Origin of the sequence: Mesorhizobium terrae (assembly GCF_008727715.1) — a bacterium.
Taxonomy (GTDB): domain Bacteria; phylum Pseudomonadota; class Alphaproteobacteria; order Rhizobiales; family Rhizobiaceae; genus Mesorhizobium; species Mesorhizobium terrae.
Genome location: NZ_CP044218.1, coordinates 2603575 through 2622256, shown reverse-complemented (window position 1 = coordinate 2622256; position 18682 = coordinate 2603575). Strand labels below are relative to the sequence as shown.

Sequence of the window (18682 nt, the reverse complement as noted above, 5' to 3'; positions counted from 1 at the left end):
ACCGTGCTGGACCGTTACAGAGCCAAGGCGAACGTCGCCACCATTCAGGAAATCGCTTCGCAATACGACCGGGTTGCGCTGGTGCTGCAAGGCGGCGGCGCGCTCGGCGCCTATCAGGCCGGCGTCTATCAGGCGCTGTCGGAGGCCGGCTGCGAGCCGGCATGGCTGTCGGGCGTCTCCATCGGCGCCATCAATGCATCCATCATCGCGGGCAACGAGCCGAGCCGGCGCCTGCAGCGGCTGGAGCAGTTCTGGCAGACGATTTCCGGCCGCAAGATCTGGGCCTACACGCCGGAAGGCGACATCTATCGCGACATCCGCAACCGCACCAGTTCGTGGATGACGATGACCATGGGCCAGCCCGGCTTCTTCAAGCCACGCTTCCCCAATCCATGGCTGGAGCAGTCCGGGGCCGAAGGCGCCACCAGCTTCTACGACACGGCCGAATTGAAGGACACGCTGGAGCAGCTGATCGACTTCGACGTGCTCAACGACGGCCGCAAGCGTCTGAGCGTCGGCGCCGTCAACGTGCGCACCGGCAATTTCGTCTATTTCGACACCGACAAGGTCCGCATCGGGCCCGAACACATCATGGCTTCGGGCGCGCTTCCGCCCGCCTTCCCGGCGGTGCGCATCGAGGGCGAATATTACTGGGACGGCGGCATCGTCTCCAACACGCCGCTGCAATATCTGCTCGACCAGGAAGAAGACCGCAGCTCGCTGGTGTTTCAGGTCGACCTGTTCTCAGCGCGCGGCGCGCTGCCGCGCGGCATGGCCGACGTGTTGTCGCGCCACAAGGACATCATGTATTCCAGCCGCACGCGCCAGAACACCGACAATTTCAAACGCATCCACGATCTGAAGATGCAGCTCCTCGAAGCACTCAAACGTGTGCCGGCGGAGTCGCGCTCCGCCGACGAAGAACGGCTGATCGCCGATTATTCCGACGCCGGCGTCGTCAACATCATCCACCTCATCTACCAGCACAAGGGTTATGAGGGGCACGCCAAGGACTATGAGTTCTCAGGCACCTCGATGCGCGAGCATTGGGACATGGGCCTGGAGGACACGCAGCGCACCTTGCGCCATCAGCAATGGCTGACCCCGCCGACCAATGCCGAAGGCGTCGCCATCCATGACCTGCATCGCGAGGACCCGACCTAGGGTGATGTCTCGCCTGACGGTCAGAAACGCAGGCTGATGCCGGCGCGACGCAGCAGCCAGTAGAAAAGCCCGGTCGCACCGATAACCAGCGCAACGGCCCAGATGAAGCCGCTGTCGCCATGGGTGAACGGCAGGCCGGCCGTATTCATGCCGAAAACGCCGACAACCAGCGTACCCGGCAGCAACAAGGCGCTCATCACCGCCATTGCCTTCAGGCTGCGGTTGGATTCGTCCGCCAGCTCCGCCGCCATCTCCTCCTGCAGCAAACGCGCCCGGTCGTTGATCATGACGATTTCGCGGTCGAGCCGTTCCAGCCGCGCGGCCAGGCGCTGCAATGCGGCATGCGCGGCCTTCGATAGTTTCCAGTCGTCGCGGTCCTCATCCTCGAACAGCGCGACCATGCCGGCCACCGGCCGGTGCAGCGACACCGCCAGCCGCCGCAATTCCTTGAGACGGCGGCGCTCGTCGCTCAGCCGTTCGGTGACCAGATTGTCCTCGACCTCGTCGAGCTTTTTTGTCGCGTCGACCAGCCGCAACCCTGTGTTCTTGCAGAAGGTCGTGACGATGGCCTCGAACAGCTCGAAGGCCGTCGCCGGCGCGAAGCCGCCGGCAAGCGAGCGCCGCACCTTGTCCACCGCCTCCAGCGGATGGCGCCTGCCGGTGACCAGCAGACGTTCGGTCACAGCGAAATGCAGCCGGCCGATCGTGCTCGACGGTCGTTCTATGTCCTTGTGCATGTCGGCGGCTATGCCATGCATCATGCCGTCTTCATGCCCGAGGACCAGACTGTCGTCATGTCCTTCCAGGATCGCGCGCGCCGCCGGCGGAAGTGCGCAGCGGTGGGCAACCCAGCCGTGCGCGCGCTGGTCGACCAGATCGACATGCAGCCACACCCAGCCATCCTCGGCCGCGAGGGCCGCGTCGATCTCTTGCGGGTGAAGCTGAGCGGCTGGTTGACCGGGAAATCCACGATAGGCGCAGATCAGGCCCGGCACCTGCTCCGCATCGCCTGTTCCCAGAAGGTTCAAACGCAAGGTTTCATTCATTGGCGTCACCGAGCCTTGTTCGGCAGAAGCCGGCGCGACCCGCGCGCCGGCTTCCCTTTGTGAGAAAAGAACCCGCCCTCAAAACAGCTTGCGCATCACCACGAACAGCCCGAAGGCGAGCGCGATCGAGGCCGGCAAGGTCAGCACCCAGGCGAGCAGCATGTTGCGCACGGTCGACCACTGCAGGCCCGAACCGTTTGCCGCCATCGTGCCGGCAACGCCCGACGACAGCACATGCGTGGTCGACACCGGCAGGCCGAAGGCGTCGGCGGCGCCGATCGTGCCCATGGCGACGAGTTCGGCGGCGGCACCCTGGCCATAGGTCAGATGCGTCTTTCCGATCTTCTCGCCGACGGTGACGACGATGCGCTTCCAGCCGACCATCGTGCCAAGCCCCAGCGCCAGCGCGATGGCGATCTTGACCCAGAGCGGGATGAACTTCGTCGCGTTGTCGACGGCCTTATGATAGTTGGTGACCGCCTTGAGATCCTCGCCCTCCATCGGCAGAAGCTTCTTCTTGTCGATCAGCTTCAGCGCCTCGCCGATGAGATAGATGTCATTGCGCGCATTGCTGACCAGTTCGATCGGCAGTTTCTCGACCGAAGGATAAGGCGACACCAGTTCATTCGTCTGATGGATGAACGCCTGCAGCGCCGGCGTCGTCTGGTCCGTCCAGGTCTTGGTGCGCACCGCCTCGCTGACCACCGCCTTGGCGTCGGTCACCACCACACCCGGCTTCACATATTTGCCGAGCACGGTATCCACCTGCGCGGCCGCGGATTTGTAGGCTTCGAGATAGTTGACATCGGGCGTGCGATTGAGCGCAAAGGCGGTCGGCACCACGCCGATCAGGATCAGCATGATCAGACCCATGCCCTTCTGGCCGTCATTGGAACCGTGGGCGAAGGAAACGCCGGTGCAGGTGAAGATCAGCAGCGCGCGGATCCACAGCGGCGGCGGCGCATTGCCCGACGGCGCCTCATAGAGCGCCTTGTTCTTGATGAACAGCTTCATCGCAAGCAGGAGGAGTGCCGCCATGCCGAAACCGACCAGCGGCGAAACCAGCAGCGCCATGCCGACTTCTATGGCTTTCGACCAGTCGACGCCGCTTGTGGCGCTACCGGCCGGCGCCAGGAACTGGTTGGCGAGGCCGACACCGACGATCGAGCCGATCAGGGTGTGCGAACTGGACGACGGCAGACCAAGATACCAGGTGCCGAGGTTCCAGATGATCGCCGCGGTCAGCAGCGAGAACACCATGGCCAGACCCGCGCTGGAGCCGACCTGCAGGATGAGCTCGACCGGAAGCAGCGAAATGATGCCGAAGGCAACGGCACCGCTGGCGGTGAGCACGCCAAGGAAGTTGAAGAAACCGGACCACATGACGGCGAACTCGGCCGGCATGGAATGGGTGTAGATGACGGTCGCGACCGCATTGGCGGTGTCGTGGAAACCGTTAACGAATTCGAAGCCGAGCGCGATCAGCAACGCGAGCCCGAGCAGGATCCACGGCACGGCAATCGCGCTGGTAAGCTCCTGGCTGAGCGCATAACCGATATAGATGAGGCCGCCGAGTACGATCGCCAGGAAGACCGGCATGAACCATTTGCCGGCCTTGCTCGGCCCTTCGAGCGGATGCTCGGGCCTCGGAATACCCATTTGACTTGATGTGACGTCCACCATTGCCCCGTTCCTTTTGCAGTGCAGCAAAATTCAAGGAACCCTATTTTGGCTGAATGAAGCTGTTGTGACGTCTCACGCAGCGAAACCGGCCGGCACCGCTTCGAGATTGGCCAGGATCGCGAAGCGCCATCCTGATCTTTGATATCCTTGCCAAATCCAAGCAGGGAGAGAGGCCCATTCTCCGGCAATGAGAGTAATGGGACAATTATACGGAAATTTTCCGATCTATGTTTTGTGTTTGTTAAGCAACCGCCAGAGCCACTATTTGTTTACCATCCACCTTAACCTGTCTGAAATCGCTCACCCGCATGATGGGCCACGGTTCGCAAAGAGACCGTCGAACAAAAGTTACAACCGGGCAAAGGATACCATCATGACCAATCTTCTTTCGCGCTTCGTCAAGGACGAGTCGGGCGCAACCGCCATTGAATACGGCCTGATCGCCGCCCTGATCGCTCTGGCGATCGTTGCTGGCGCCGGCTTCCTCGGCAACACCATCAATGCCAAGTTCAACACCATCGCCGGCACGCTGAAGAACGCTGGCAGCGGCAACGGCGGCTGATCGGGCCCGAGGCCTGTTGCACCAAGAGATCGGGGCCGCCTTCGGGCGGCCCTTTTCATTTTCCAGGGCTAGGAAATCGTTGGCACTATCCCACCCGTCCGCCTGCAAGGAGCACGACAAGACCCGCAACCATGGACCCGGCCGCCGCCTGCACTATATAGGGGAGAAATGAGCATCGGCTCGGACAACCCGGCAGTAGACAATGAAACGGCTTCACGGCATCGCAATCTGGTTCGGCTTGGCGCTGACGGTTTCGCTTATTCCCATGACCATCGCTATGGCTCAAACGATGGCCCCCGTACGGCCCGGCATCAACTCATTCGGCCAGGCGGACGCGGATGCATTGCGAAGCGAGATCCAGCGGCAGCAGTTCCAGCAGCAACAGCAGATCTACCGCGAGCTCGACCGGCAGGTTACGACGCCGTCCCAAAATGCCGCGCCAGCGATCCGGCAACCTTGCCAGCAATCGCTGAATGGCGGCGGTGCGGTTGGTGGCTGTCGTTGACAGGATGTATTTTCGTTTTATTAGCCGTCTACGATAAGTGTGTGCTACGGCAAAGCATCCATTCGCTCGCCGGGCCTTTGTGTTAATTTGAGGTCCCGCCTCGTCCTGCACGGCGGATTGGACCGGACGTGCGATGGCGACACCCAAGAAAAAGAGCATTGAACGCAAGGCCGCGCCCAAGAAGAAGGCGCCCCTGAAGACGCCTGTCGAGAAGCAGCCGCTCGCCAAACCCTCACCGAAGAAGCAGGCGGTTCGGAAAGCCAAAAAGGGCAAGACGATCCGCCAGGTCGCCGCCATTCCGTTTCGGCGCGGCGAGGACGGCAGCCTTGAGGTGATGCTGGTCACCTCGCGCCAGACCAGGCGTTTCATCCTGCCGAAGGGCTGGCCGATGCCCGGCAAGAGCGGACGCAAGGCCGCCACCATCGAGGCGATGGAAGAAGCGGGCGTCGTCGGCAAGACGCTGAAGGAGCCGGCCGGCAGCTATTCCTACTGGAAGCGGCTTGCGCGAACCTTCGCGCGGGTCGACGTCACCGTCTATCTGCTCGCCGTCACCGGGGAACTGGCCAACTGGCCGGAGGCACGCAGCCGCCAGCGCGCCTGGCTGAAGCCCGAGGACGCCGCGACCCTGATCGACGAACCCGAACTGTCGACGCTGCTCAGGACATTGACCTTGCCCGCCGCTCTTTGAGCAAGAGCGTTGTATCAAACGCTGTTCAGACCGCCGGCTTTCGGTCGCTCAAGCAAGATTGTCGGCTTTTCATGGTAGGTCGTGCGCAGCACCTCGTTGTAAGCAGTCTTGCGCGCGACGTTCAGCGAGGCAACATTCTCGGGATCGATGATGCAGACGGTTCTCTGCGCCCCTAGAACATTGTCGGCCCAGGCCGTCATTTCACCAACGATCTCGCTGGCAATGCCCTTGCCATGCGCGGCAGAAGCCAGAACCCAGCCGATTTCCGGAAGACCTTCCAGCGAGGGCTGGATTTCGCGCTTCATGTCCTGGAAGCCGGCCTCGCCGATGAAACGCCCTGTCGCCTTGTCCTCGACCGCCCAATAACCGTAGCCGATCAGCGACCACAGGCCGGCATGGCGCAGGAACCGCTGCCAGCTTTCCTCGCGGGTGCGCGCCCTGCCGCCGATGAACCGGCATACCGCCGGCTCCGACCACATCTCGGCATAGGTGTCGAAATCGTCCAGCCCGTGCGCCCGCAGGATCGTCCGTTGCGTTTCGATGATGGGCGCGGTCTTGAAGGCTGGGGCGGTCATGGCAATTCTCTCTATGGGGTCGCCGCAAATATCAGCCCGCTCATACCGGGCAAGGGCCAGCTTTTGTGACTAGTCCTGCCAGCGGAAAGACGGGACCACGCATGAAGCGCGATGCGCGGATTCGAAAATGCCTGGGCATCCTTAAAGCGTCCGAATGGACGCGCGACAGGCTGAGCGGATGGGCTGGGAACTTCGCCGCCGGCATTGTATGAAATGACCGCCGCACACCGGAGAAGCGCACATGGAAACGACCGACCTTGTTCTGGCCATTTTCCACCATCTGCTGGCTTTTTCGCTGGCCGGGGTGATCGCGGCGGAATTCGTGCTGCTACGCAACGAAATCACACCCGGCACCATCCGCCGGCTTGCCCTGATCGACCGACACTACGGCCTGCTCGCCGTCCTGATCATCCTCGTCGGCGTCGGCCGTGTCTTCCACGGCCTGAAAGGATGGGAATTCTACGTCTACAATTGGGTGTTCTGGACCAAGATGGCGATCTTCGCGGCCGTCGGCCTGCTCTCCATCGTGCCCACCATGCGTTTCATTGCCTGGAGCCGCCAGGCCAAGGCCAACGCATCCTACCAGGTGCCGGAGACCGAACTGGCCGCGGTGCGCCGCTATATCTGGCTGGAGGCGCTGCTTTTCCTGGCGATCCCCGCCTTTGCCGCCGCCATGGCGCGCGGCTACGGCCTCTAGCAGACCACTCTAAAGGACGTCGCTGGCCGCTTCGAGTGGCGCCAATTCGATGAGCGGCGCGGGAATTGTGTTTGTCTTTTCCGCCGCCTTGCAGATGTCGGCGATTACGCAGGCCTGGCAATCCGGTTTGCGCGCCTTGCAGACATAGCGCCCATGCAGGATCAGCCAGTGATGCGCGTGGCGCATATATTCGTCCGGAATGATGCGGACGAGCTCGTCTTCGACCTGTTCCGGCGTCTTGCCCGGCGCCAGCCCCAGTCGGTTGCCGATGCGCAGGATATGCGTGTCCACCGCCATCGTGTGCTGCCCGAAAGCCATGTTGAGCACGACATTGGCGGTTTTCCTGCCGACGCCAGGCAACTTCACCAATTCGTCGCGATTGTCCGGCACCGTGCCGCCGTGGTCGGCGATCAACGCCTGCGACAGCGCGATCACGTTCTTGGCCTTGTTGCGCCAGAGGCCGATTGTGCGGATGTATTCCCCCACCCTTTCCTCGCCGAGCGCCAGCATCTTCTGCGGCGTGTCAGCCACCTTGAACAGGGCCCGTGTCGCCTTGTTGACGCCGGCGTCGGTCGCCTGCGCCGACAGCACCACGGCCACCAGCAGCGTAAAGGCGTTGACGTGTTCCAGCTCGCCCTTCGGCTCGGGCCGCTGCACGGCAAAGCGGCGAAAAATCTCGTGCACCTCGGCCGGCGTATAGGCAGACCTGGCACGCGATGCCTTCTTCTTCGCGAGCGCATGCGCGGCGCCATTGCGCAGCGGCACGGATGGATTTTCGCGGGTGCGGCGATCTTTGGACTTGGGGGCAACCATCGCCTTCCTATAATATCGGGCGATGAGCGACACAAACGCCACTTTCGCCGCGGACGAGCCGGTCTTCCAGGCCCTGCTGATGCCGCACCGCTCGCTCGGTCGCACCGGCTTCATGATCCTGATCGGCGCGTTGCTGTTCGGCTGGGCGGTGACAGGCATCATCTTCCTGTCCTACGGCGCTTGGCCGATCTTCGGCTTCTTCGGCCTCGACGTGCTGGCGGTCTATGTCGCCTTTCGCCTGAACTATCGCGCCGCCAGGGCCCGCGAGGAAGTCTCGGTGTCGCGCACCGCGCTCGACATCCGCAAGACCGCCCCTTCGGGCAGAACGGAAGAACATCATTTCAACCCGTTCTGGTCGCGCTTCTCGGTCGCCCGCCACAGTGAGATAGGCATCACCGCCATGACGGTGGAATCGCGCGGCGAGCGCGTACCGATCGGTAGTTTCCTCAATCCCGATGACCGCGAAAGCTTCGCCACCGCCTTCACCCGGGCGCTTGCCACCGTCAAGGCACGCTGATCTTCGCAGGAAACGGGTGGAGACCGCTCCTTCAAGCGCCGATATTCGCGTTCAAGGAGAAATTGCCATGAACGCTCAGCTCGCTATGAATACCAGAATGCCGATGAAGATCGCCCCGACCCTTGAAAAGGACATCACGCCGGAAGGCAGCGACTACGAGGTCGTGCGCCGTGCCATCGAGAAGATCAGCCTCGATTATCGCGACCAGCCTTCGCTGGAAGTCCTGGCCGAGGAGGTCGGCGAGACCCCGACCGGCTTGCAGAAGCTGTTCACGCGCTGGGCCGGACTGTCGCCCAAGGCTTTCCTGCAGGCGGTGACGCTCGATCATGCCCGTCGGCTGCTCGATTCCGGCATGCCGTTGCTCGAAGCCTCCTTCGAGGTCGGCATGTCTGGCCCCGGCCGCCTGCACGACCTGTTCGTCACCCACGAGGCGATGTCGCCGGGCAACTACAAGACACGCGGTGAAGGCCTGACCATCCGCTACGGCTACCACATCTCGCCCTTCGGCGTTGCCCTGATCATGGTCACCGATCGTGGTCTGGCCGGCCTTGCCTTCAACGACGCCGGCAACGAACAGTCGGCTTTCCGCGACATGTCGAGCCGCTGGCCGAACGCCACCTATGTCGAGGACATCAGCGCCACGGCCCCTTACGCCGCACGCATCTTCGACCCGGCCCACTGGCGGTCCGACCAGCCGCTGCGCGTGGTGATGATCGGCTCGGATTTCCAGCTCCGGGTCTGGGAAGCCCTGCTGCGCATCCCGATGGGCAAGGCCTGCACCTATTCGGCGATCGCCGCCGAGATCGGCCAGCCGACGGCGAGCCGGGCGGTGGGAGCGGCGGTCGGCGCCAATCCGCTTTCCTTCGTGGTGCCGTGCCACCGTGCGCTCGGCAAATCCGGCGCGCTCACCGGCTACCACTGGGGCCTGACCCGCAAGCGGGCTATTCTGGGCTGGGAAGCAGGTCAGCTTTCGGCGGGTGTGCTCTAGCGCATGACCCCGAAAATCGGTTCGGATTTTCGGAAAGGATCATGCGCCAATTCAAAGTGCTAGAGCGTCCTTTGCGTGTCCGAACGGACACGCGGCGCTCTAGACGCGAACCGCGACCCGAACAGATTGATACACAGCCCGGCAATGACAAGGCTGGAAGCGCCGAGCTTCCAGCCTTGCAGCGGTTCGCCGAGCAGGACGGTCGAGCCGAGGAAACCGAACACCGGCACCAGAAGCGTGAACGGTGCCACCGTGGAAACAGGGTAGCGCGCAAGCAGCCCAGCCCAGACCGCGAACCCAAGCAGCGTCGACAGATAGACGATATAAGCGATCGAACCGATCGACACCCAATCGAGGCTGGTGAAGCTCGAGACGAGATGCTCCGGATCGAGCACCAGTGCCACTGCCAGCAGCACCGGCAGCGCGAACAGGCTGCCCCACACCACCAGTCCAAGCACGTTGGACGTACTTGAGCGCTGCGAAATCCGCTTCGAGACAATGTTACCACCACCCCAGGAAGCAGCTGCCGCCACAAGCAGGATAAGTCCGACAACCGTCACGTCGCCGCCGACATTCAGCGCAACCACACCGACCCCGGCAAAGGCAAGCACCGCGCCCGCCAGTTGCCAGCCCGTCGGACGTTCGCCGAGCATCAGCACCGAAAGGCCGATGGTGAAGAACACCTGCAACTGCAGGATGAGCGACGACAGCCCCGCGCTCATACCCAGCTTCATGCCGGTGAACAGGAAACCGAACTGCAGCGCAAAGATCAGGAAACCGTAGAGCGCGATCATGCCGAGCGGCACCTTGGGGCGAGGAATGAAGAACACCCAGGGAAATGCCGCCAGGAAGAAACGCGCGACGCCGAGCGCCAGCGGCGAGACCTGCCTGAGCCCGAGCTTGATGATGGCGAAATTGACGCCCCAGATGAAGACGATGCCCAGAGCCAACAGGAGATGTCGCGGCCGCATTGTTCAATTTTCCTGATGGATAAACATAAATATTTGAAATTACTTGATTATTCTACCCCTCCGCCTGAACCCAGGCAAGCCCGCCGGTCCCGGTGGCCTATCCGGATCCGCCATCTGCCGGACCACAGCGAGACGGGTCATGCGCCAGCCGGCAAAGCTGTTTCATTCGCTTTGGAGAAACGCTAGAGCGCCGCGCGTCCGATTGGACGCGCAAAGGACGCTCTAGCACTTTGAGTCTGCTGCATCGTGCCTACCGAAAATCGATTCCGATTTTCTGGCCGATGCAGTAGGGTCCGCCGCAAAACAAGCCGACATAAGAGGGACGGCCCGCCTTGATCATCACCATCGGTTCCATCAACCTCGACCTTATAGCCACCGTCGACCGCCTGCCGGGCCCGGGCGAGACGGTGCCGGGCACCAGCTTCACCACCGCGCCGGGCGGCAAGGGCGCTAACCAGGCGCTGGCCGCCGCGCGCGCCGGCGCCGGGGTGCGCATGGTGGGCGCTGTCGGCAAGGACGCCTTCGCCGGCGAGGCACTGGCCCTGCTGAAGGCCGGCAAGGTCGACCTTTCCGCCGTCGCCGAGACACACAGTTCCACCGGCACGGCCCACATCCTGGTCGGCGGCGATGGCGAGAACATGATCGCCGTGGTGGCCGGCGCCAACAATACCGTCGTGCCGGGCGATGTCGCCAAGGCCCGGCTTGGCAAGGGCGACGTCGTGCTTTTACAGCACGAGATACCGCTCGATACCGTGGATGCCGCCCTGGACGCCGCGCGCAAAGCTGGAGCGATCACCGTGCTCAACACGGCCCCGGCCCGCATCGAGGCGGCCAGGCTGCTCGGCAAGGCCGACTATGTCGTCGCCAACGAGACCGAGTTCGACCTCTATTGCGAGCCCCTCGGGCTGACCGGCACCGACCGTGGCGAACGCATGCGCGCCTATGCCAAGAAGACCGGCCGCACCATCGTCGTCACGCTGGGGGGCGAAGGCGTTCTGGCCGCCACCGGCGACGAATTCCTGAAGGTCCCTGCCCTCAAGATCGTTCCGGTCGACACGGTCGGCGCCGGCGACACTTTTTGCGGCTATCTGGCGGCGGGACTGGAATCCGGCCTGCCATTGAAGACCGCTCTGGCGCGCGCCGCCGCCGCCGGTTCGCTCGCCTGCCTGAAGCCGGGCGCCCAGCCGGCGATCCCGCTGGCGGCCGAAGTGGAAGCAGCTCTTGGCCCGGCCAGCGCCTGATATGAGCAGCGAACGTCCGACCAGCCGTCACGCCATTTCGCCGGCCGGCCACATCTGCGGCATGAGCGCCGTGGATCTTGCCGAGGCGATCCGCGAAAAACAGCTTTCGGTGCGCGAGGTGGCGACAGCCTTCCTCGACCGCATCGAGGCGGTCAACCGACAGGTCAACGCCATCGTCTCGCTGCGTCAGCGCAGCGACATCCTGGCCGAGGCCGACGCCGCCGACGCGCATCTCGCCGCCGGTGGTGCGACGGGCCCGCTCTTCGGTCTGCCCATCGCGGTCAAGGATCTGGCCCTGACCAAGGGCCTCAAGACCACCTTCGGCTCACCGATCTTCGCCGACCTCGTGCCCGAGGAGGACGAATTCTTCGTCGAGCGCATGCGCAAGGCCGGCGCCATCGTCATCGGCAAGACCAACGTTCCCGAATTCGGTCTCGGCTCCAACACCTACAATCCCGTCTTCGGGCCGACGCTCAACGCCTTCGACTCCGCCTGGACGGCGGGCGGCTCGAGCGGCGGCGCGGCCGTCGCCCTGGCGCTCGACCTGGTGCCTCTGGCCGACGGCAGCGATTTCGGCGGCTCGCTGCGCAATCCGGCCGCCTACAACAATGTCTTCGGCTTCCGCCCCTCGCAGGGGCTGGTGCCCGGCGGCCCCGGCTTCGAGGTCTTTCACGCGCAGATGGGCGTCGAGGGCCCGATGGGCCGCAGCGTGCGCGACATGGCACTGCTGCTCGACGTGCAGGCCGGCCACCATCCGCGCGCGCCGCTGTCGCACGATCCGCAAGGCTCTTTCCTCGCCGGGCTGGACGATGCGCCGGTAGCCGGCGGCCGCATCGGCTGGCTGGGCAATCTCGGTGGCCACCTGCCGATGGAAGACGGCATCCTCGACCTCTGCGAGGCCGCGCTGGGGCGGCTCGGCGATATTGGTTTCGCGGTCGAGCCGCTGCTGCCGGATTTCGATTTCGAGGCGCTGTGGCAGGCCTTCGTCACGCTGCGCCAGTCGTCGAGCGGTTGCGCGCTGAAAATGCTCTATGACGACCCGGCCAAACGCGCCTTGCTGAAGCCTGAAGCCGTGTGGGAGGCGGAAGGTGCTGCCCGGCTGACCGCGCCGCAGATCCACGCGGCGGCGATGCGGCGCACCGCCTGGCACCGCACGCTCCTGTCGCTGTTCGAACGTTTCGACCTTTTGGCGCTGCCGACGGCCCAGGTCTTTCCCTTCGACGTCTCGGTCCATTGGCCCAGCGAAGTCGCCGGTAAGGCGATGGACAGCTACCACCGCTGGATGCAGGTCACCGCGGCGGCGACGCTGGGCGGCTGCCCGGCCGTGAACGTGCCGGCAGGCTTCGACGCCAAGGGCAGGCCCATGGGCATGCAATTGATCGGCAGGCCGCGCGGCGATCTCGCCGTGCTTCAGGCGGCGGCCGCCTACGAAGCCGTCCTGCCCTGGAAGACCGGCGCGTCGCCCCGGGCCTGACCGCGCCCTCCCCTTGCACGCGTCAAGCCGGCATGCATTGATCTGCGCGCCGGCCAAGGCCGGCATTCGAACCGGGAGGTCAACTATGTCGCTTACGCTCTACGCCGCCTATGTCGTGGCCTGCATCGTCATCGTTCTGGTGCCGGGACCGACGGTGACGCTGATTATCGCCAACTCGATCCGCCATGGCACCCGCGCCGGGCTCGCCAATGTGCTGGGCACCCAGATCGGACTGGCCATCACCATCGGCGTCGTCGCCATCGGGCTCACCTCGCTGATCGCCGGCATGGGCCACTGGTTCGAATGGGTGCGCCTCATCGGCGCCGCCTACCTGATCTGGATGGGCATCCAGATGTTCCGCAACAAGGGCAGCCTGAACCCGGACGGTTCGGCCCGCAAACCGCGCGGCGGCTTCGTGCTGCAGGGCGTGCTGGTCGCGGTCTCCAATCCCAAGACGCTGGTCTTCTTCGGCGCCTTCTTCCCGCAGTTCATCGATCCGAGCGGGCATTTCGCCCTGCAGATGACGGTGATGGGCCTGACCGCGCTCGCCTTCGCCGCCGTATCGGACAGCTGTTATGCGCTGGCCGCCGGCCGCGCGGGACGCCTGCTCTCGGCGCACCGCATCAAGCTGCTCTCCCGCATCAGCGGCGGCTTCCTCGTCGGCGGCGGCCTGTGGCTGGCCTTCACGCGGGCAAGGTAATGACGCGTGCTTCCCCTCTCCCCGCTTGCGGGGAGAGGGTGGCCCGAAGGGCCGGGTGAGGGGCAGCGCCAGCCTTATTCGCAATCACGATGAGTGTGGGTACCGCCCCTCATCCGCCTGCCGGCACCTTCTCCCCGTAAACGGGGAGAAGGAATGCTCAAAGCCGGCCCAGCCTCTCCGTCAACAGCGCGAAGAAACCGTCGGCGTCGATGTCGCGCATGACCGTCGCGTTCTTCGGCCGGTCGGTGACGCCCCACCAGTCGATCACCGTCATGCCCATGGTCAGTTCCGAGCCGGTTTCGACCGTCACATTGCAATGGCGGCCCTTGAACAGCGCCGGCTTGAGCAGATAGGCGATCACGCACGGGTCGTGCAGCGGGCCGCCGTCGGTGCCGTATTTCTCCTCGTCGAAGCGTTCGAAGAAATCGAGCAGCGCAGCTGTGGCATTGCCCACCTTGGTGCCCATCTTGCGGAAGGCCTCGACACGCTTGGCCGTGGTCAGCGCCTTGTGGGTGACGTCGAGCGGCATCACCACGATCGGCACGCCCGAACGGAACACCACATCGGCGGCATGCGGGTCGACATAGATGTTGAACTCGGCGGTCGGCGTCACGTTGCCGCCCTCGAAGAACCCACCGCCCATCAGCACGATTTCCTTGATGCGCGGGGCGATGCGCGGCTCGCGCACCAGCGCCAGCGCGATGTTGGTCAGCGGACCGAGCGGGCAAAGCGTAACGGTGCCCGGCTCTTCGCGCATCACCGTCTCGACGATGAAGTCGACGGCATGCTGGCCCTGCAGCTTCATGGTCGGCTCCGGCAGGTCCGGGCCGTCGAGGCCGGTCTTGCCATGCACATGCTCAGCGGTGACCAGCGGCCGCACCAGCGGCCGGATCGCGCCCGAGAAAACCTTGATGTCGGGGCGACCGGCCAGTTCGCAGATCTTGAGGGCATTCTTTTCGGTGAGGCGCAGCGGCACGTTGCCGGCGACCGCGGTGATGCCGACGACATCCAGTTCCGGGCTGCCCAGCGCCAGCAATATGGCGACGGCATCGTCCTGGCCGGGGTCGGTATCGATGATGATCTTGCGCTTTTCGGGCATTTTGTGTCCTTGGCTAGCGGGTATTTTTTGATGGCTTGAACTTGCCCGCGCGGCGGACCATATCAACACAGACCGGGGAAATGCCAGTCGGGTTTTTCCGGTTCATGTCGCTCTTGGAGGACAAAACGTAATGAGTCGTATGACGACCTTTTCCAGCCCGCTTCTTCTGGGCTTCGATGCGATGGAAAAGACGCTGGAACGCCTGGCGAAATCCGGCGACAGCTATCCGCCCTACAACATCGAACGGCTTCGCGGCACCGATGATGCGTCCGAAAGGCTGCGCATCACGCTGGCTGTCGCCGGCTTCGCGGAAGAAGACCTCGATGTGACCACCGAGGAAAATCAGCTGGTGGTCAGAGGACGTCAGACCGACGAGACGGAACGCGAATACCTCCACCGGGGTATCGCAGCCCGTCAATTCCAGCGTTGTTTCGTGCTGGCGGATGGGATGCGCGTATTGGCGGCGGAGCTGAAGAACGGCCTTCTGTCGATCGACCTCGACCGGCCGGAAGCCGAAAGGCTGGTACGGAAAATAAACATATCGGTGAAAGACTGACTTTGCCGATGGCTCTCATGCGCGGTGGCCGTGGACCGGCGCCTCGCTGAAAGGAGGCTCGAAATGCCTAGAACTCTCGAAAGACAGACCATGACCAACGGCGAATTCGCCCATCTGGGCGAAGGTTCGGTCGCTTATCTCAGGAAAGTGTCGAGTGACGATCTGCGCGGCCGCTTCCCCGGCCTCGAGGAGATCCAGCCCGGCATGGAACTGTGGGCGCTGTTCGGTGCCAACGGTCAGCCGATCCTGTTGTCGGACGCCCGTGACCGCGCGCTTGCCGGCGCGATGGAGAACGATCTGACCACCGTCGCCATCCACTGACGACGGCAACTCCACGGACATGAAAAGGGCCGCCAGAGGCGGCCCGTGGAAGCTTTAATTTTCCCGGATATCAGGCCGCGTGCGACGCCGGCGTCTGCGAAAGCAACGCATGGATGGCGTTGGCGTCGCGCGTGCCGCGTATTTTGGCAACGGTGTCGGCGTCGCGCAGCAGGCGCGCGATGCGCGACAGCGCCTTGAGGTGGTCGGCGCCAGCGCCTTCCGGCGCCAGCAGCAGGAAGACCAGATCGACCGGCTGATCGTCCAGCGATTCAAAATCAACGGGTGTCTCCAGCCTGGCGAACACGCCGGCGATCCGCTTCACGCCCGCAAGCTTGCCGTGCGGGATGGCGATGCCATTGCCGACGCCGGTGGAACCCAGCCGCTCGCGCTGCAGGATGATGTCGAAGACCTCGCGCTCCGGAATGCCGGAAATCGTGGCGGCGCGCTCTGCCAGCAGCTGCAACAACTGCTTCTTCGAGTTCGCCTTCAACGCCGGCATAATCGCCGAAACGTCGATCAGATCACTCAGATCCATGCTGAAAAATCCCTTGTTCGTCCGGCCGCCCAGGCCGCGCCTCGGCGCGGCCGTGGTCGTTATCCCTGCGCGACCTTGGTCGTCGAGGGGTCGATCCAGCCAATGTTTCCGTCCGGCCGGCGGTAGACGATATTAAGCTGCTCGTTTCCGGCATTGCGGAAGACGAAGACAGGGGTGTCCTTGGTGTCCAGTTCGATGACCGCCGAGGCGACCGACATGGTCTTCAGCGCCAGCGTCGATTCCGCCACGATGGCGGGAGCATAGTTTTCCGGAATTTCCTCGTCGTCGTCGGCCAGCGGCGCCACCACCGCATAGGCGATATCGGTGGCATCGCCGTTGGCGGCGCCCGACGCGTGCGACTTCAGCCGGCGCTTGTAGCGGCGCAGCCGGGTCTCCAGCCGGTCGGCGGCTGCTTCAAAGGCCGCGGTCGGTTCCTGCCCGTCGCCGGTAGCCTGCAGGGCCACGCCGGAATCGAGCCGGATCATGCAATCGGCAGTGTAACGCGAACCTGCCTTCACCACCGTCACATGTCCCGAGAAACCGCGGTCGAAATATTTTCCGATTGCCTCTCCGATACGATCGGTGATGCGCGTACGGAACGCATCGCCGATGTCCATGTGTTTCCCCGATATGCGCAGCGTCATTTGATAATTGACCTTTCCTGCCCAGGCTTCACACTGTTTGGAGTTTATACCTGTGGTCCGCGCAAACAAGCTTCGCGGCGCCCTTCGCGCCCGATTTTGTACCGAACCTTGTTGCTGGTCATGGACCGTTCCTTGACCGCCCCCAGGTCAACTTCGCGACGGGCCAACCACTTCCGGGCCACGGCCCGTCTCATGCGGCCGGGCTTCTAGCCAACTCCCCGGCGCTTGTCAACGAAACGAAAAACTGTGGAAATCCGCGCCTTCTCAGCGCGCGGCGCCGGCGCGCGCGCGTTTTTCGCGCCGCCGCTGCACCGACGACGGAATGTTCATTCCTTCCCGATACTTGGCTACCGTGCGGCGGGCGACGTCGACGCCGTCCGCCTTCAGAAGATCGACGATGGTGTCGTCGGAGAGCACATCCTGCGACGTCTCATCCTCGATCATCTGGCGGATGCGATCGCGCACCGCTTCCGAAGAATGTGCCGCCCCGCCGTCGGCCGCCGCGATTGAAGCGGTGAAAAAATAACGCAGTTCGAACACGCCGCGCGGGGTCAGCATGTATTTGTTGGCGGTCACCCGGCTGACCGTCGATTCATGCATGCCGATGGCATCGGCCACCGTCTTGAGGTTGAGCGGCCGCAGGTGACGCACGCCAAGGACGAGGAACGCATCCTGCTGGCGCACGATCTCGGAGGCCACCTTGAGGATGGTCTTGGCGCGCTGGTCCAGGCTGCGGGTCAGCCAATTGGCGTTTTGCAGGCACTCGGAGAGGAAATCCTTCTCCGCCTGGTTCTTGGCCTGCCCGAACACCTGGCTGAAATAGATCTGGTCGACCAGCACGCGCGGCAGGGTCTCGGCATTGAGTTCGACCGCCCAGCTGCCATCGGCGGCGGGCCGCACCTCGACATCGGCGACGATGGCGTCGCTGGCCCCGCCGGAGAAGGCCAGGCCCGGCCTCGGGTCGAGCGCACGGATTTCGGCCAGCATGTCGAGCAGGTCCTCCTCGTCCACGCCGCAGAGCCGCTTCAGCGTCTGGAAATCGCGACGCGCCAACAGCTCCAGATTGGCAACCAGCGCCTTCATCGCCGGGTCGAGTCGGTCGCGGGTGGCCAGCTGCAGCGACAGGCATTCGGCAAGGTCGCGGGCGAACAGGCCGGCGGGATCGAAAGTGCGGCAGGTCTCCAGAACCTTTTCGACCGACTCCGTGTCGGTGCCGAGGCGCTCGGCGATCTCTGCCAGTTCGGCGCGCAGATAGCCCGCCTCGTCCAGCCCGTCGGCCAGTTCCGCCGCGATCAGCCGTTCGCCGGCATCGGTGAAGGCGAAGGCGATCTGTTCGCCGACATGGTCGCGCAACGTCACCGCGGCTGCCGCCATGTCCTCCATGTCGAACGTGTCGGAGACACCGCCGCCATTGCCCGGCGCCGACTTCCATTGCTGGGAAAGGTCGGGCCCGACCCGCTCGCTGGTGCCGGGATCGTCGGGAAAAAGGTTTTCCAGCGACGTGTCGAGCTTGTCGGAGATCGCCTCGGAGCTCCAGGCGGTTTCCGCTTCGAACCATTCATCGGCGTCCGCCGGTTTCGACGCGCCTTCTTCCGGCGGCGAAGGAGCGGCCGCGGCGTCCGGCTGCGGGTCGACACGATCGATCAGCGGGTTGCGCTCGATCTCCTCGTCGATGAAGCGTTCCAGTTCGACATGGGTGAGCTGCAACAGCCGGATCGACTGCATCAGCTGCGGCGTCATCACCAGCGACTGCGACTGTCTGAGCTGTAGTTTGACCGCCAGCGCCATGATTGAGGGTCTGGACCTCGCTTCGAGGAAATTTTTCCGACCGACTATGAACTGGCCCGGCTTTTGCTTGTCAAGGCTCGGATGGCCTCGCAATGTCAAAGTGCCGGAACATTAG

21 protein-coding genes are annotated in these 18682 nt (G+C 63.9%); 12 read left to right on the top strand and 9 right to left on the bottom strand.

The window, feature by feature from the left end; translation table 11 throughout:
- Positions 1-3 precede the first annotated feature (3 nt).
- Positions 4-1164, top strand: coding sequence for a patatin-like phospholipase family protein (locus FZF13_RS14060; RefSeq protein WP_024923943.1), 1161 nt, complete (start codon positions 4-6; stop codon positions 1162-1164).
- A 20-nt stretch (positions 1165-1184) separates the two neighbouring features.
- Here FZF13_RS14060 and FZF13_RS14055 read toward each other — a convergent pair whose 3' ends face one another.
- Positions 1185-2210: a CorA family divalent cation transporter gene (locus tag FZF13_RS14055; RefSeq protein WP_024923944.1), complete on the bottom strand. Its 1026-nt coding sequence runs from the start codon at positions 2208-2210 to the stop codon at positions 1185-1187.
- Between the two features lie 78 nt (positions 2211-2288).
- The gene (locus FZF13_RS14050) at positions 2289-3893 is read right to left on the bottom strand and encodes an inorganic phosphate transporter (RefSeq protein ID WP_024923945.1); all 1605 of its coding nucleotides are present in this window, start codon (positions 3891-3893) and stop codon (positions 2289-2291) included.
- A gap of 373 nt (positions 3894-4266) precedes the next feature.
- Between FZF13_RS14050 and FZF13_RS14045 the strand changes: the two genes are divergently transcribed.
- The 3 genes from FZF13_RS14045 to FZF13_RS14035 all read left to right on the top strand — a co-directional run bounded on the left by FZF13_RS14045 (position 4267) and on the right by FZF13_RS14035 (position 5648).
- Positions 4267-4455 (top strand): Flp family type IVb pilin, encoded by a 189-nt coding sequence (locus tag FZF13_RS14045; RefSeq protein ID WP_024923946.1) that lies wholly within the window; start codon positions 4267-4269, stop codon positions 4453-4455.
- A gap of 202 nt (positions 4456-4657) precedes the next feature.
- Complete coding sequence (locus FZF13_RS14040; RefSeq protein WP_024923947.1) at positions 4658-4960, top strand: hypothetical protein; 303 nt, start codon at positions 4658-4660, stop codon at positions 4958-4960.
- A 133-nt stretch (positions 4961-5093) separates the two neighbouring features.
- On the top strand, positions 5094-5648 hold the full coding sequence (locus FZF13_RS14035; RefSeq protein WP_024923948.1) for an NUDIX hydrolase: 555 nt from the start codon (positions 5094-5096) through the stop codon (positions 5646-5648).
- Positions 5649-5662: 14 nt separating this feature from the next.
- Here the strand turns inward: FZF13_RS14035 and FZF13_RS14030 are convergent, their stop codons facing one another.
- A complete protein-coding gene (locus FZF13_RS14030) occupies positions 5663-6223 on the bottom strand; it encodes a GNAT family N-acetyltransferase (protein WP_024923949.1) in 561 nt (186 codons plus the stop codon).
- Positions 6224-6464: 241 nt separating this feature from the next.
- Here FZF13_RS14030 and FZF13_RS14025 point away from each other — a divergent pair, with 241 nt between their 5' ends.
- A complete protein-coding gene (locus FZF13_RS14025; protein WP_024923950.1) occupies positions 6465-6920 on the top strand; it encodes a DUF2214 family protein in 456 nt (151 codons plus the stop codon).
- Between the two features lie 9 nt (positions 6921-6929).
- On the opposite strand, the gene nth is transcribed toward FZF13_RS14025, so the two are convergent.
- Positions 6930-7733: an endonuclease III gene (gene nth, locus FZF13_RS14020; protein WP_024923951.1), complete on the bottom strand. Its 804-nt coding sequence runs from the start codon at positions 7731-7733 to the stop codon at positions 6930-6932.
- Positions 7734-7755: 22 nt separating this feature from the next.
- Here nth and FZF13_RS14015 point away from each other — a divergent pair, with 22 nt between their 5' ends.
- Together FZF13_RS14015 and FZF13_RS14010 are read left to right on the top strand one after the other, a co-directional pair.
- Positions 7756-8250, top strand: a complete 495-nt coding sequence (locus tag FZF13_RS14015) for a DUF2244 domain-containing protein (RefSeq protein WP_024923952.1) — start codon at positions 7756-7758, stop codon at positions 8248-8250.
- An 85-nt stretch (positions 8251-8335) separates the two neighbouring features.
- Positions 8336-9238 (top strand): methylated-DNA--[protein]-cysteine S-methyltransferase, encoded by a 903-nt coding sequence (locus FZF13_RS14010; protein WP_036255081.1) that lies wholly within the window; start codon positions 8336-8338, stop codon positions 9236-9238.
- A 59-nt stretch (positions 9239-9297) separates the two neighbouring features.
- On the opposite strand, the gene FZF13_RS14005 is transcribed toward FZF13_RS14010, so the two are convergent.
- Positions 9298-10209 (bottom strand): EamA family transporter, encoded by a 912-nt coding sequence (locus FZF13_RS14005; RefSeq protein WP_024923954.1) that lies wholly within the window; start codon positions 10207-10209, stop codon positions 9298-9300.
- A gap of 332 nt (positions 10210-10541) precedes the next feature.
- Here FZF13_RS14005 and FZF13_RS14000 point away from each other — a divergent pair, with 332 nt between their 5' ends.
- From FZF13_RS14000 to FZF13_RS13990, 3 genes are all read left to right on the top strand, one after another.
- Positions 10542-11450, top strand: a complete 909-nt coding sequence (locus tag FZF13_RS14000; RefSeq protein WP_024923955.1) for a ribokinase — start codon at positions 10542-10544, stop codon at positions 11448-11450.
- Position 11451: 1 nt separating this feature from the next.
- Entirely contained in the window at positions 11452-12924 is a 1473-nt protein-coding gene (locus tag FZF13_RS13995; protein ID WP_024923956.1) for an amidase, read from the top strand.
- Between the two features lie 85 nt (positions 12925-13009).
- Positions 13010-13624, top strand: a complete 615-nt coding sequence (locus tag FZF13_RS13990) for a LysE family translocator (RefSeq protein ID WP_024923957.1) — start codon at positions 13010-13012, stop codon at positions 13622-13624.
- A gap of 157 nt (positions 13625-13781) precedes the next feature.
- Here FZF13_RS13990 and FZF13_RS13985 read toward each other — a convergent pair whose 3' ends face one another.
- A complete protein-coding gene (locus FZF13_RS13985) occupies positions 13782-14723 on the bottom strand; it encodes a nucleoside hydrolase (protein ID WP_024923958.1) in 942 nt (313 codons plus the stop codon).
- Positions 14724-14853: 130 nt separating this feature from the next.
- Here FZF13_RS13985 and FZF13_RS13980 point away from each other — a divergent pair, with 130 nt between their 5' ends.
- Positions 14854-15279 (top strand): Hsp20 family protein, encoded by a 426-nt coding sequence (locus FZF13_RS13980; RefSeq protein ID WP_024923959.1) that lies wholly within the window; start codon positions 14854-14856, stop codon positions 15277-15279.
- A gap of 63 nt (positions 15280-15342) precedes the next feature.
- Entirely contained in the window at positions 15343-15600 is a 258-nt protein-coding gene (locus FZF13_RS13975) for a BQ00720 family protein (RefSeq protein ID WP_024923960.1), read from the top strand.
- Between the two features lie 70 nt (positions 15601-15670).
- Here the strand turns inward: FZF13_RS13975 and ptsN are convergent, their stop codons facing one another.
- The 3 genes from ptsN to rpoN form a co-directional block, all read right to left on the bottom strand.
- Entirely contained in the window at positions 15671-16135 is a 465-nt protein-coding gene (gene ptsN / locus FZF13_RS13970; RefSeq protein ID WP_024923961.1) for a PTS IIA-like nitrogen regulatory protein PtsN, read from the bottom strand.
- Positions 16136-16194: 59 nt separating this feature from the next.
- A complete protein-coding gene (gene hpf / locus FZF13_RS13965; RefSeq protein WP_024923962.1) occupies positions 16195-16779 on the bottom strand; it encodes a ribosome hibernation-promoting factor, HPF/YfiA family in 585 nt (194 codons plus the stop codon).
- 264 nt (positions 16780-17043) lie between these two features.
- Positions 17044-18567 (bottom strand): RNA polymerase factor sigma-54, encoded by a 1524-nt coding sequence (rpoN, locus tag FZF13_RS13960; protein ID WP_024923963.1) that lies wholly within the window; start codon positions 18565-18567, stop codon positions 17044-17046.
- Positions 18568-18682: the final 115 nt, after the last annotated feature.